This window comes from Curtobacterium sp. ODYSSEY 48 V2 (assembly GCF_023712625.1).
Taxonomy (GTDB): domain Bacteria; phylum Actinomycetota; class Actinomycetes; order Actinomycetales; family Microbacteriaceae; genus Curtobacterium.
In genome coordinates, this window is record NZ_JAMAXX010000002.1 from 203,387 (window position 1) to 215,925 (window position 12,539).

Genomic DNA, 12,539 nt, shown 5'->3' on the forward strand with positions numbered 1-12,539 from the left:
GGAGGCGCGGTGCGGTCCGGCCGCGAGCCTCCCGTCCGCCGCTCGGTCAGTCCGCGGACGGCCGCATGTCGTAGGTGACCCACGGGGTCGCCGCGGCGACGCGGTCGTAGACCGCCCGCGCGGTCGCGTTGTCCTCGGCGGTGATCCAGCGGACGACGCTCGCGCCCTCGGCAGCGGCGGTGGCCGCCGCCTCGTGCAGCAGTGCCGTCGCGACGCCGCGCCCCCTGGCGTCGGGAGCCGTGAACAGGTCGTCGAGGTACAGGCCGGTCGTCGCCGACGACGGGCGGGCGAACCGTCGGAGGTCGGCGAGCCCGAGCAGGTGGCCGTCGGCGTCCTCGGCGACCAGGCCGGTCAGCCCGTGTGCACCCGTCGACACCCACTGCCAGGTGGTCCGGACGGCCTCGGTGTCCTCCGGCAGTCGGTAGAACGCGCGGTAGCCGGCGTACAGGGCCTGCCACGCAGCGGCGTCCGTCGACCGCACCGGACGGATGCGCACGACCGCGGCGCGCGCTCGGGACCGGATGTCCGTGATCACGGCGGTCTTCGCGTCGGCGTAGGCGTTCGTGTCGTCCCACGACTGCTCCATCAGCGCACGCTTGGTGTCCTCGTACCGCTGCCGGTCGGTGTCGTCGCGGCGGAGCTGGTCGCGGAGCAGCAGGTAGTCGTCGAGCTCGGCAGCGCCGTGCTCGTACACGTGCACGTGCGCGTCGCGCTCGGGCGTGCGGACGAGGCGGTGCCCGGGCTCGCGTACCCGGAGCTCGTAGCCGGCGCCGAGCAGTGGGGTGAGGTACGCGGCCTCGTCGGTGACGTCCGGCACGGCGACCGCGACGTCGACGATCGGCTTCGCGGCGAGTCCCGGCACGGACGTCGAGCCGATGTGCTCGATCGTGACGTGCTGGCCGTCCAGGGCGTGGGCGATCCGTGCACGGTGCTCCTCGTAGCGGGCGGACCAGGCGGGATCGTGGTCCCGGAGCCCGACGGTCAGCGGTTCGGGGCCGCCGACGATGTCCACCTCGGTGACGTCGGGGTGCGCGTGCGCACCGGTGCGGATCCAGTGGTGGAGCAGGGTGTGCCCGTCCGGGTCGACCACGCTGCGCTCGTACCGGCCGCCGGCGTGCTCGATGACCCGGCGGGACGCGGGGTTCGTCGCGTCGCACGTCAGCATGACCTCGGGCAGCCCGCGCTCGGCAGCCGCGCGGACGACCTCGGCGAGCGCCGCGGACGCCAGGCCCCGGCCCCGGGCGGAGGGCCGGACGCCGTACCCGACGTGCCCGCCGTACGACCGGAGGAAGTCGTTGAGCTCGTGCCGCAGCGCGATGCTGCCGAGGTACTCGTCGCCCTCGACGATCCAGCGGTAGGTGCACGTCACGTGGTCGGGGCTGGCCGGGGTCGTCTCCTCGGCCAGGAGCTGGTCGACCCAGCGCTCGAAGCCCGCTCGGTCCTGCAGCGCCGCGGCGTCCCGGATCCCGGCGCCGTCCTGGTGGGCACCGTCCCACTCCTGCAGGGCGCGGCGGAAGGACGGGTAGTACTCGGGGGAGGGGGCGACGAGTTCCATCCCGAGATCCTAGGGGTGCTCACGTCCGGCGTGCGCAACGGCAGGCCTGCTCGCGTCAGGCCTGCTCGCGTCAGCGGTAGCGGTAGAACCCCTCACCCGACTCGACGCCGTACTTGCCCTGGTCGAGGTACTCCGACTGCAGGTACGCGGCCCAGGCCTGCGCGCCGGGCTCGGGGGACGCGCTCGCGACCGCGTGCGCGGTGCGGAGCCCGATGACGTCGTACATGCGGAACGGCCCGACCGGGCTGCCGGTCCCGATCTGCCACGTGGTGTCGATCGTGGCGGGGTCGGCCACCCCGCGGAGCACCAGGCCCGCGGCGGCGTCGAGGAGCGGCACGAGCAGGGAGTTGAGCACGTAGCCCGGCTGCTCCTTGTGCAGGCGGATCGGGACCATGCCGATCTCCTCGGCGAACGTCGCGACGCGCTCGAACACCTCGGGGTCGGTCTGCTCGGTCCCCATCACCTCGGCGGTGTTCTGCCGCCAGACGTGGTTGGCGAAGTGCAGCGCGAGGAAGCGGTCAGGGCGGCCGGTCGCGTCCGCGATCGCGCTCGGCAGCAGGGTCGACGAGTTCGTCGCGAAGACGGTCTCCGCCGGCGCCACCTCGGCGAGCCGGCCGTAGACCTCGCGCTTGGTCTCGAGTCGCTCGGGGACCGCCTCGACGACGAGCTCGGCCCCACCGACGGCCCGGGCGAGGTCGGTGTCGAAGGTGATCCGCGCGACGGCGGCGTCGGCGTCCGGTCGGGCGTCCTGCCCGACGTCGCCGAGGTACTGCTCGACGATGCCCGCGAGTCGCTCACGACCGGCGGCGACCGCGTCCTCGCTGATGTCGTACACGACGACGGGGATGCCGTGTCGGGCGGACTGGAGGGCGATCTGGGTGCCGAGGACGCCGGCGCCGAGCACGGTGACGGAGCTGAAGGTGGTCATGCTGCCCAGTGTGCTCCCGACCCGTGGGAGTGCGCGGGCGCGCGCCTGACCCGACGCGGGCGCCTAGGCCCGCGGCGGCGGTGCCGTGCTCGCTCGTTCGACCAGGCGCACCGGCACGAGGTCGGTCGACGTGCGGACGGGGGTGCCCTCGATCTGCGCCAGCAGCGTCGCGACCGCCCGCCGCCCGACCTCGTCGAAGGACTGGTGGACGGTGGTCAACGGCGGCCAGAACGACTCCGACTCGGGGAAGTCGTCGAAGCCGACCACGCTGAGGCTCTCCGGCACCGACCGACCGGCCTCGTGCGCCGCCCGGAGGACCCCGAGCGCGGTCTGGTCGTTCACCGCGAAGACGGCGGTGATCTCGGGCCGCGCCGCGATCTCCTGCCCGGCGCGGTGCCCGTCGGCCGTCGACCACCCTGCGGGGAGGACCCGGGGGACCCTGCGGCCCGCGTGCTCGAGCGTCTCGCGCCACGCGACGAGGCGGCGTTCCGCGGAGTACGAGGCGGTGGGTCCGGCGACGTGCCAGACGGTCTCGTGCCCGAGGTCGAGCAGGTGCTGCGTGGCGAGCCGTGCGCCCTCGGCCTGGTCGATGTCGATGGAGGGCCGGTCGGTCGTGCCCGCGGAGTCGACGACCACGAGCGGGACACCGCTCGGCAGCACGACCTCGGCGGTGTCGATGATGTGCGACTCGATGACGATCACGACGCCGTCGACCGCCTGCTCGTGCAGCCGGGAGAGCGCGGTGCGGACGCCCTCGCCGGTGCGCGACGCCATGGGCAGCAGGGTGATGGTGAAGTCCGCGGCGGCCGCAGCGGCCGAGATGGCCTCGAGCGTGCGCATGTTGCCGAACGACGCGAGCGTGAACATGATCACGCCGATGGTCCGGAAGCGCCCGGACCGCAGCGCACGAGCCGCACGGTTCGGCCGGTAGCCGAGGTCGTCCATGGCGCGCTGGACCCGGTCCCGGGTGTCCGGGCTGACGTTGTCGAAGCCGCGGGCAACGCGCGACACGGTCTGCATCGAGACGCCGGCGGCGTCGGCCACGGCGGCCAGCGACGGCGCACGGCGCGGTGCGGTCAGATCGGTCGACAACGCTGTTCCCTCCGTTCGACTTCCCCGAACGCTAGTGCATGTTGACGTTGCCATGCTACGGTGACGTCGTTCGATGTTGACGTCAACATCGACGTCCTCCGGATCCGTGCCAGCGCAGGCAGGGCACGACCCGTGGGCACCGTCGGGTGCCCGGTCCGGAACCCGAACGCAGCAGACAAGGGAGTCACATGAGCACGCTCGCAGCGCGCCCGGCCGAGGCGGCACCGCCGGCGCGGCCGACCGCTCGCCGCCCGAAGGTCCGGGGGCGGTACACCGGCTGGCTGTTCGTCGGCCCCTTCGTCGTCGTCCTCGTGGCGATGCTCATCGTGCCGATCGGCTACGCGCTCTGGCTCAGCCTGTTCCGCGACCAGCTCATCGGCGGCAACCAGTTCGTGTGGTTCGCCAACTACGTGCAGCTGTTCCAGGACGCCCAGTTCTGGGAGGGCCTCGGTCGCGTGGCACTCTTCCTGGTCGTGCAGGTCCCGATCATGCTCGGCCTCGCGCTCGTGGCGGCCCTCGCGCTCGACAGCGCACGGCTATGGGGCACCGGGTTCTTCCGCATCGCCGTGTTCCTGCCGTACGCCGTGCCCGGCGTGGTCGCCGCCCTCATCTGGGGCTTCATCTACGGCAACCAGTTCGGCCTCACGGGCGCCGCGAACAGCGCGCTCGGCATCGACCTGCTCCAGCCGTTCAGCCCGACCTGGGTCCTCACGTCGATCGGCAACGTGGTCACGTGGGAGTTCCTCGGCTACAACATGCTGATCTTCTACGCCGCCCTGCGCGTCGTGCCCGGTGAGCTCTACGAGGCTGCCGAGCTCGACGGCGCCGGCCCGCTGCGCACCGTCTTCTCGATCAAGCTGCCCGCCCTTCGCGGCCCGATGGTCATCGCGACGATCTTCTCGATCATCGGCAGCTTCCAGCTCTTCAACGAGCCGAACCTGCTGAAGACGCTCGCGCCGAACGTCATCGGCAGCGCCTTCACCCCGAACATGTACGCCTACTCGCTGTCCTTCAGCGGCCAGCAGTTCAACTACTCCGCCACCGTCGCCATCGTCATGGGTGTCATCACCGCCGTGATCGCCTACGTCGTCCAGGTCCGCGGAACCCGCCAGGAGAACCGATGAGCACCCTGCAGCAGCCCGCCGCCGGCGCGACCAGCCCGGCCACGGTCACCGAGGCGACCACCACCCAGCGCGACCCGGGGGACCGGGCGACCCGCGCCTCCCGGTCGCGCCGCGCCGGCAAGCCGGTCGACGGACGCAAGGTGAAGCGCTCCGGTCTCCTGACCGCCGTGATGGTCGTCTTCGTCGTCTACTCGTTCGCACCGCTGTTCTACCTGCTGGTGAACAGCACCAAGACCCAGGCGTCCCTGCTGTCGACGTTCGGCCTGTGGTTCGGCGGCGACTTCAACCTCTGGCAGAACATCGTCGACACCCTGACCTACAACGACGGCATCTTCCTGCAGTGGCTCGGCAACACGCTGCTGTACGTGGTCGTCGGTGCCGGTGGCGCGACCCTGCTCGCCACGGTCGCCGGCTACGGCATGGCGAAGTTCCAGTTCCCCGGCCGTCGCGCGGTCTTCGCCGTCGTCCTCGGGGCGATCGCCGTCCCGGGCACCGCCCTCGCCGTCCCGACCTTCCTGCTCTTCTCGCAGTTCGGCCTGACGAACACCCCCTGGGCGATCATCCTGCCGTCGCTCATCAGCCCGTTCGGCATGTACCTCATCTGGACCTACGCGATCGACGCGATCCCGACCGAGCTCATCGAGGCCGCCCGCATGGACGGCGCCGGCGAGTTCCGGATCTTCTTCACCATCGCGCTGAAGCTCCTCACGCCCGGTGTCGTCACCGTCCTGCTCTTCGCGGTCGTCGCCACCTGGAACAACTACTTCCTGCCGCTCATCATGCTGAGCGACCCGAAGTGGTACCCGCTCACGGTCGGCCTCAACCAGTGGAACGCCCAGGCCACCGGCTCGGGCGCGCAGCCGATCTACAACCTCGTCGTCACCGGATCGCTCCTCACGATCATCCCGATCGTGGTCGCGTTCCTCTTCCTCCAGCGCTTCTGGCAGTCCGGCCTCGCGGCCGGTTCCGTCAAGGCCTGACCCACCGGACGGGAGGCGCGCCGGCAGCCCGCCACGCGCCTCCCGACCGGGACACAGCAGCACCACCCCAGCCCCAGATCACGAAGAAGTGGAAGGCAACCCATGAACAAGCGTCTCCGGCGCGGGCTCAGCGCCCTCGCCATCGGCGTCACCGCCGCCATCGCGATGACCGCCTGCGCCTCCGGCAGCTCCGCCGGCGGCTCGGCGGACGACATCGACAAGGCCCTCAAGGACGGCGGCACGCTGACCTACTGGTCCTGGACCCCCTCGGCCAAGGACCAGGTCGCCGCGTTCGAGAAGCAGTACCCGAAGGTCAAGGTCAAGCTGGTCAATGCCGGCACCGGAGCCGACCAGTACACGAAGCTGCAGAACACGATCAAGGCCGGCTCGGGTGCTCCCGACGTCGCGCAGGTCGAGTACTACGCGCTGCCGCAGTTCGCCCTGTCCGACTCGCTCGTCGACCTGTCGTCGTACGGCTTCGGCGACCTCGAGAGCAAGTTCTCGAAGGGCACCTGGAGCAACGTCGCCATGGACGGCAAGGTCTACGGCCTGCCCCAGGACTCCGGCCCCATGGCGCTGTTCTACAACAAGAAGGTCTTCGACGAGTACGGCATCGAGGTGCCGAAGACGTGGGACGAGTACATCGCCGCCGGCAAGAAGCTGCACGAGGCGGACTCGTCGAAGTACATCGCGGCGGACTCCGGCGACGCCGGCTTCACCACGAGCATGATCGCCCAGGCCGGTGGCACCCCGTTCACGACCGACGGCGACAAGATCACCATCGACCTGCACGACGCCGGCACGCAGAAGTGGGCGAAGACCTGGGACCAGCTCGTCGAGCAGGGCCTGCTGTCGAAGACCACCGGCTGGACCGACGACTGGTACAAGCAGCTCGGCAACGGCCAGATCGCCACGATGGTCACCGGCGCCTGGATGCCCGGCAACCTGATGGCCAGCGTGCCGGACGCAAAGGGTGACTGGCGCGTCGCCCCGATGCCGACCTACGACGGCGGCCAGGCCCAGACCGCCAGCAACGGCGGCAGCTCGCAGGTCGTCATGAAGCAGTCGAAGAACCCGGCCCTCGCCGCCGGCTTCCTGAAGTGGCTGAACTCGTCGGAGGAGTCCACGAAGGTCTTCATGCAGTCCGGCGGCTTCCCGTCGACGACCGCTGACCTGAACTCGAGCTCGTTCCTGGACGAGAAGCCCGAGTACTTCGGTGGCCAGGAGATCAACAAGGTCCTCGTCGACGCCTCGAAGTCCTCGGCGAACGACTTCACCTACCTGCCGTACCAGGTCTACGCGAACAGCGTCTACGCCGACACCGTGGGGCAGTCATACCAGAACGGCACCTCGCTCGAGGGCGGTCTGGAGGCCTGGCAGAAGGCACTCGTGAAGTACGGCAAGGACCAGGGCTTCACGGTCGAGAGCAAGTAACACCCGCGTTCCCCACACCCCGGGGCCGTGCGGACACCACGTCCGCACGGCCCCGTCGTACGAGAGAGACACACCATGCGCTTCGCCATCGGCGACTCCGACTTCCTGCTCGACGGCGAGCCGCACCGGGTCCTGTCCGGCGCGATCCACTACTTCCGCGTGCACCCGGACCTCTGGCAGGACCGGATCCGCAAGGCGAAGCTGATGGGCCTCAACACCATCGAGACCTACGTCGCCTGGAACGCCCACGCGCCGCGTCCCGGTGTGTTCGACCTGACCGGCGGCCTCGACCTGGGCCGGTTCCTCGACCTGGTCGCCGCCGAGGGCATGCACGCCATCGTCCGCCCCGGGCCCTACATCTGCGCCGAGTGGTCGAACGGCGGCCTGCCCTACTGGCTCTTCGCCGACGGCACCGTCGGCGTCCGGCGGAACGAGCCGGGCTTCCTCGCCGCCGTGCAGGAGTACCTCGAGCACCTCGCGCCGGTGCTCGTTCCGCGCCAGATCGACCAGGGCGGCCCGATCGTGCTCGTGCAGGTCGAGAACGAGTACGGCGCCTACGGCTCGGACGCGTCCTACCTGCGGGCGCTTGAGGAGATGCACCGGGCCATCGGTCTGACCGTCCCGTTCACGAGCGTCGACCAGCCGATGGACTCGATGCTCGAGGACGGCTCGCTGCCCTCGCTGCACAAGACCGGCTCCTTCGGGTCCCGCTCCACGGAGCGTCTCGCGCGCCTCCGCCAGGCGCAGCCGACCGGCCCGCTCATGTGCTCGGAGTTCTGGGACGGCTGGTTCGACAGCTGGGGCGAGCACCACCACACCACCCCGGCGTCCGCGTCGGCGTCGGACCTCGACGACCTGCTCGCCGCCGGCGGCTCCGTCAACATCTACATGTTCCACGGCGGCTCGAACTTCGGCTTCACCAACGGCGCGAACGACAAGGGCGTGTACCGGCCGATCGCGACGTCGTACGACTACGACGCCCCGCTCGACGAGGCCGGTCGCCCGACGGCGAAGTTCCACGCGTTCCGCGCGGTCATCGAGCGCTACGCACCCGTCCCGCCGCTGCCCGAGTCGATGCGGGAGGGTGGGTCGGGCCGCCTTGAATCGTATGATCGTTCGAGCGGCCGGGAGGCGCGGGTCACCCCCGCCACGGACCTCGCGGTCCGCGTGGACCGCGTCGCGTCGCTCCGCTCCCTGCTGCCCACGCTCACCGACTGGTCGACGCACGACGAGCCGCCGACCTTCGACGCCCTCGGCGCCGCGAGCGGCTTCGTGCTGTACCGCACCGAGGTCGACCTGCCGGACGGCGGCGTCCTGACCGTCGGCACCGAGGTCCGCGACCGTGCGGTCGTCTCGGTGGACGGGGTCGTCGTCGGCGTCCTCGAGCGCGAGCACCACGACCGGGCGATCGCGCTCCCGCCGGTCACCGGCACGCTCGAGCTCCTCGTCGAGGACCAGGGGCGCGTCGACTACGGCCCCCGCATCGGCGAGCCGAAGGGCCTGATCGGCGGCGTGGCCGTCGACGGTGTGCCGCTCGCCCGGTGGTCGGCGTCACCGCTCGCGCTCGACCCGATCGCACCGGCGGCCGTCGACCAGCTCGCGGCGCTGGTACCCACCGACGGTGACGTGCTGGCCGGGCCCGTGCTCGCCGCCGGGTCGTTCGACCTGACGTCCACCGAGGACCGCTACCTGTCGCTCGACGGCTTCCGCAAGGGTGTCGCCTGGGTGAACGGGTTCTGCCTCGGGCGGTACTGGTCGCGCGGGCCGCAGCAGACGCTGGCCGTGCCGGGGCCGGTGCTCCGTGCCGGTCGGAACGAGGTCGTCGTGTTCGAGCTGCACGCCTCGGCGTCCCGCACGGTCTGCATGCTGCTCGAGCCCGACCTGGGACACACCGAGGCCTGACGCGGGCGCGTCTCCGGGCGCCGGGCACTCCCGGGCGTACCTGGTGAGAACGGGCGTACCTGGTCGGACGAATCGACCAGGTACGCCCGTTCTCGCTTCCCATCGCGAGTGTTCTGGGAAGGATCGGGCGGACTCAGGCGTCCGCGCAGTGGCGCACCCGGAGCAGCCCTTCGCGTCGCCAGCGCCAGAGCGGAGCGAACCTCGTGCCGTCGTCCTGCCACGCCTGGGTCAGGAGCCAGATCTGCCGCCGACGCACGACGCCGCGCTCGTCCCGCCACTCGACGAAGCCGTCGTCGAGAACGGTGTCGATCCCGGCCCGCGGCGCGGACCACGACAGCAGGAAGCCGACGTACTCGAGTCGGTCCTCGGTCAGGCGGACGGCGACGCGGGGGAGCCGGACCGACACGACCGTCCCGAGAGCGACGACGGCAGCACCGAGCACGAAGCAGAAGACGCGGGCCGAGGCATCCGGGTCGGTCGCGATCGATGCCAGGACGATCCCGGTACCGACCACGACGGGGCCGAACACCACGGCTGTGAGGACCCGGTCCGGACGAGGCGGCCGGATCAGGATCGTCACTGTGCGTCTTCGTCGAGGGCGTCGAGGGCGTCGAGGGCGCCGAGGTCGGCCAGGGCGCGCTCGGCGTCGGCGATCCGGTCGGCTTCGGGGCGGGTCCACCACTCGGGGCCGCGCTCGCCGAGCCCGTGCTTCGCCAGGCCGTTCCGGTGCCGGGCGGCGGCGAGGGCGTCCTCGTCGCCGGCGCGCTTCGCCTGCCGCACGGCATTGCGCCCGCGGCCGAGGTGCGAGCGCAGTGCCGCGGCGACCTCCTCGGGCAACGCGGGGTCGGTGCGACGCCACCGGCGGCCGTCCACGACGAAGAAGTGGTCGTCGGGCTCGGCGGTCATGCTCCCGAGTCTGCACCGTCGGTGGTCGGCGGTAGACAGATGTCGATGACGGAACCACGCGTGCGACCCATGCTCGACGTCAAGCGGATCTACGCCGAGGATGCTGCCCTCGAGCTCCCGCGCGGGCAGGAGGTCCTCGGGCGCTGGCCGGACGCCGAGATCGTGCCGGTCGCCTCGCACTGGAACATCCCCGAGGTCCACGGCGACGAGCGCAACGTGCAGCGCTGGGTGCGGATCAAGACCGAGGCGCTCGTGCTCGGCGTGAAGAAGTCGCTCGTCACCCGGCCGAACGGGCGCTCCGCCGACTTCATCGCCCCGTCGACGGCGAACGGGTGCGCGATGGCGTGCGCCTACTGCTACGTGCCGCGGCGCAAGGGGTACTCGAACCCGGTGACGGTGTTCGCGAACATCGAGCAGATCACGAAGCACGTGGCGCGCAACATCGCGAAGCAGGGGCCGAAGACCGAGCCGAACCAGTGCGACCCTTACGCCTGGGTCTACGACATCGGCGAGAACAGCGACTGCTCGGTCGACGCGGTGATCAGCGACAACGTGCGCGACCTCTGCGACCTCTTCCGGATGACGCCCACGGCGAAGGCGTCCTTCGCGACGAAGTACGTCAACCGCGAGCTGCTCGACTGGGACCCGATGGGCCGCACGCGCATCCGGTTCTCGCTCATGCCGCACGAGACCGCGAAGGTCACCGACATCCGCACGAGCCCGATCGCCGAGCGGATCGCCGCGGTCAACGACTTCGTGGACGCCGGGTACGAGGTGCACCTCAACTTCTCGCCCGTGATCCTGACGCCGACGTGGGAGTCGGACTGGGCCGAGCTGCTGCGCCAGGTCGACGACGTGCTGTCTCCCGCGGCCAAGGCGCAGCTCGCGGCCGAGGTGATCTTCCTGACGCACAACCAGCCCCTGCACGAGGTCAACCTCGGGTGGCACCCGAAGGCCGAGGACCTGCTCTGGCGTCCCGACCTGCAGGAGCAGAAGGTGTCGCAGAACGGTGCGGTCAACGTGCGCTACCGGTCGGGCATGAAGGGGCAGCTCGTCGAGCGGTTCCGTGAGCTGGTGGCGGAACACCTGCCGTCCTGCCGCATCCGGTACGCCTTCTAGGCACCTCGCCCCGGAACGACGAACGCCCGCACCGCTCGAGCGGTACGGGCGTCAGAGCGCGAGGCTCACTTGCCGTCGAACGCGTCCTTGGCCTTCTCCTTGTCGAGGCGACCCTCTCCCATGACCTGGTCCTTCTGGCCCTGGTGCGTGAGCTCGGCGTCGTCGGTCTTCTTGCCGACGGCCTCCTCGACCTTGCCGGCGACCTTCTGGGTGACGTCCTTGGCCTTGTCTCCGAGCGACATGGTGTCTTCCTTCCTCCGGGAACCGCCGAGGGCTCCCGGCGTCTGTGGAACCGAGACAACCAGGGCGTCGGCGCCGACTCGCGGCCCGGTCGGAGGTTCGTGTACCCCGACCGGGTCGGCCGGGGTACGCCTACGGGACGAGCCGCTCGGCGCGGTAGCGGTCGAACAGGTCGGTGAAGGCCCGCTCGGTCCGGCGGAAGGCGGTGAAGCCCGCCTCGCGGCTCTTGCCCATGTCGGTCACGACCTCCATCGCCCGGCCGAGGTCGGCGTCGGTGTGCCACCACGAGGCCAGCCGGGTGATGTCCGACTCGACCAGTCCGTACCGCTCGGCGATGCCGGCCCATGCACCCTCGTGCGGAGCCATCTGTTCCTCGAGCGGTCGAGGACGGTCCTGGTAGCCGACGACCCGATCCGGGTCGACGCCGAGGTGTGCGGCGAGACGCGGCCACATCCACCGCCACCGGAACACGTCACCGTTCACGACGTTGAACGGCTCGTCCGCACCCTCGGGGCTGGTGGCTGCCCAGACCATGTGCTCGGCGAGGATGCCGGCGTCGGTCATGTCGGTCAGCCCGTTCCACTGCGCCTCGCTGCCCGGGAACACGAAGTCCAGGCCGAGCTCCTTCGCGAGGGTGGCCTGCACGGCGATGGTCAGGCCCATGTTCATGGCGTTGCCGACGGCGTACCCGATGACGGTGTGCGAGCGGTGCACCGACCACGTGAACCCCTGGCGCTCGGCTGCGGCGAAGAGCTCGTCCTCCTGCGCGTAGTAGAAGTTCGGGGTGTCGAGCCGCGGCTCCTCCTCGTGGAAGGGCGTGTCCGGCATCTCGCCCGCCGCGTACGCCTCGAACGGGCCGAGGTAGTGCTTCAGCCCGGTCACCAGGGCGACGTGGGCGAGCGGCGCGTGGGACAGCGCGGCGAGCAGGTCGCGGACCATGCCGCCGTTCACGCGGATGTTCTCGGCCTCGGTGTCCTGGCGCTGCCACGCGGTGAAGAACACGTGCGTGGGCCGCTCGTCGGCGAGGGCCGCCGTCAGCGAGTCCGGGTCGCGGAGGTCGGCGGCGACGGTCCGGACACCGTCGCGCGCGAGCGGGCGGCGGGAGAGTGCGGTCACGTCCCACCCGAGACCGAGCAGGTGGTCGACGAGGGCGGAGCCGGTGATGCCGCTGGCACCCACGACGAGGGCTTCGGGGCGGGCGGGGGTCGGTTCTGTGGTGGTCGTCATCGTCGGGTGCAACGCGCGCCGACGACGGGTGT

General features: G+C 70.9%; 12 protein-coding genes. 5 read left to right on the forward strand and 7 right to left on the reverse strand.

Translation table 11 applies throughout. The features are described 5' to 3' along the window. Positions 1 to 46: 46 nt before the first annotated feature. From M3666_RS03625 to M3666_RS03635, 3 genes are all read right to left on the reverse strand, one after another. Positions 47 to 1,555 (reverse strand): GNAT family N-acetyltransferase, encoded by a 1,509-nt coding sequence (locus M3666_RS03625; protein ID WP_251154528.1) that lies wholly within the window; start codon positions 1,553 to 1,555, stop codon positions 47 to 49. A 70-nt stretch (positions 1,556 to 1,625) separates the two neighbouring features. Continuing rightward, positions 1,626 to 2,483, reverse strand: a complete 858-nt coding sequence (locus tag M3666_RS03630; RefSeq protein ID WP_251154529.1) for a 3-hydroxyacyl-CoA dehydrogenase — start codon at positions 2,481 to 2,483, stop codon at positions 1,626 to 1,628. Between the two features lie 63 nt (positions 2,484 to 2,546). Next, entirely contained in the window at positions 2,547 to 3,575 is a 1,029-nt protein-coding gene (locus M3666_RS03635; protein WP_066655683.1) for a LacI family DNA-binding transcriptional regulator, read from the reverse strand. A gap of 188 nt (positions 3,576 to 3,763) precedes the next feature. On the opposite strand from M3666_RS03635, the gene M3666_RS03640 reads away from it, so the two are divergent. The 4 genes from M3666_RS03640 (at position 3,764) to M3666_RS03655 (ending at position 9,015) form a co-directional block, all read left to right on the forward strand. Continuing rightward, positions 3,764 to 4,699 carry a carbohydrate ABC transporter permease gene (locus M3666_RS03640; protein ID WP_066655681.1) on the forward strand — a complete coding sequence of 312 codons (936 nt, stop codon included), beginning with the start codon at positions 3,764 to 3,766 and terminating at the stop codon, positions 4,697 to 4,699. Further along, entirely contained in the window at positions 4,696 to 5,679 is a 984-nt protein-coding gene (locus tag M3666_RS03645; RefSeq protein ID WP_066655680.1) for a carbohydrate ABC transporter permease, read from the forward strand. Before M3666_RS03640 ends, M3666_RS03645 begins: the two co-directional genes overlap by 4 nt. Positions 5,680 to 5,781: 102 nt before the next feature. Then, the gene (locus M3666_RS03650) at positions 5,782 to 7,113 is read left to right on the forward strand and encodes a sugar ABC transporter substrate-binding protein (protein WP_251154530.1); all 1,332 of its coding nucleotides are present in this window, start codon (positions 5,782 to 5,784) and stop codon (positions 7,111 to 7,113) included. A gap of 75 nt (positions 7,114 to 7,188) precedes the next feature. Next, positions 7,189 to 9,015 carry a beta-galactosidase family protein gene (locus M3666_RS03655; RefSeq protein WP_251154531.1) on the forward strand — a complete coding sequence of 609 codons (1,827 nt, stop codon included), beginning with the start codon at positions 7,189 to 7,191 and terminating at the stop codon, positions 9,013 to 9,015. A 133-nt stretch (positions 9,016 to 9,148) separates the two neighbouring features. Here M3666_RS03655 and M3666_RS03660 read toward each other — a convergent pair whose 3' ends face one another. Beyond that, positions 9,149 to 9,595, reverse strand: a complete 447-nt coding sequence (locus M3666_RS03660; protein WP_251154532.1) for a hypothetical protein — start codon at positions 9,593 to 9,595, stop codon at positions 9,149 to 9,151. Continuing rightward, positions 9,592 to 9,921 carry a biopolymer transporter Tol gene (locus tag M3666_RS03665; RefSeq protein WP_251154533.1) on the reverse strand — a complete coding sequence of 110 codons (330 nt, stop codon included), beginning with the start codon at positions 9,919 to 9,921 and terminating at the stop codon, positions 9,592 to 9,594. The genes M3666_RS03660 and M3666_RS03665 overlap by 4 nt, the downstream gene beginning before the upstream one ends. A 45-nt stretch (positions 9,922 to 9,966) precedes the next feature. Here M3666_RS03665 and M3666_RS03670 point away from each other — a divergent pair, with 45 nt between their 5' ends. Further along, a complete protein-coding gene (locus M3666_RS03670) occupies positions 9,967 to 11,040 on the forward strand; it encodes a spore photoproduct lyase family protein (protein ID WP_251154534.1) in 1,074 nt (357 codons plus the stop codon). Positions 11,041 to 11,105: 65 nt separating this feature from the next. On the opposite strand, the gene M3666_RS03675 is transcribed toward M3666_RS03670, so the two are convergent. Both M3666_RS03675 and M3666_RS03680 read right to left on the reverse strand, forming a co-directional pair. After that, entirely contained in the window at positions 11,106 to 11,282 is a 177-nt protein-coding gene (locus M3666_RS03675; protein WP_126891475.1) for a CsbD family protein, read from the reverse strand. 130 nt (positions 11,283 to 11,412) lie between these two features. After that, the gene (locus M3666_RS03680) at positions 11,413 to 12,507 is read right to left on the reverse strand and encodes an SDR family oxidoreductase (RefSeq protein ID WP_209685696.1); all 1,095 of its coding nucleotides are present in this window, start codon (positions 12,505 to 12,507) and stop codon (positions 11,413 to 11,415) included. Positions 12,508 to 12,539: the final 32 nt, after the last annotated feature.

Bases quoted from the DNA above. Each gene is read 5' to 3' on its own strand.
- M3666_RS03625 (WP_251154528.1), bottom strand. From the start codon at position 1,555: ATGGAACTCGTCGCCCCCTCCCCCGAGTACTACCCGTCCTTCCGCCGC.
- M3666_RS03630 (WP_251154529.1), bottom strand. From the start codon at position 2,483: ATGACCACCTTCAGCTCCGTCACCGTGCTCGGCGCCGGCGTCCTCGGC.
- M3666_RS03640 (WP_066655681.1), top strand. From the start codon at position 3,764: ATGAGCACGCTCGCAGCGCGCCCGGCCGAGGCGGCACCGCCGGCGCGG.
- M3666_RS03645 (WP_066655680.1), top strand. From the start codon at position 4,696: ATGAGCACCCTGCAGCAGCCCGCCGCCGGCGCGACCAGCCCGGCCACG.
- M3666_RS03650 (WP_251154530.1), top strand. From the start codon at position 5,782: ATGAACAAGCGTCTCCGGCGCGGGCTCAGCGCCCTCGCCATCGGCGTC.
- M3666_RS03655 (WP_251154531.1), top strand. From the start codon at position 7,189: ATGCGCTTCGCCATCGGCGACTCCGACTTCCTGCTCGACGGCGAGCCG.
- M3666_RS03665 (WP_251154533.1), bottom strand. From the start codon at position 9,921: ATGACCGCCGAGCCCGACGACCACTTCTTCGTCGTGGACGGCCGCCGG.
- M3666_RS03670 (WP_251154534.1), top strand. From the start codon at position 9,967: ATGACGGAACCACGCGTGCGACCCATGCTCGACGTCAAGCGGATCTAC.
- M3666_RS03675 (WP_126891475.1), bottom strand. From the start codon at position 11,282: ATGTCGCTCGGAGACAAGGCCAAGGACGTCACCCAGAAGGTCGCCGGC.
- M3666_RS03680 (WP_209685696.1), bottom strand. From the start codon at position 12,507: ATGACGACCACCACAGAACCGACCCCCGCCCGCCCCGAAGCCCTCGTC.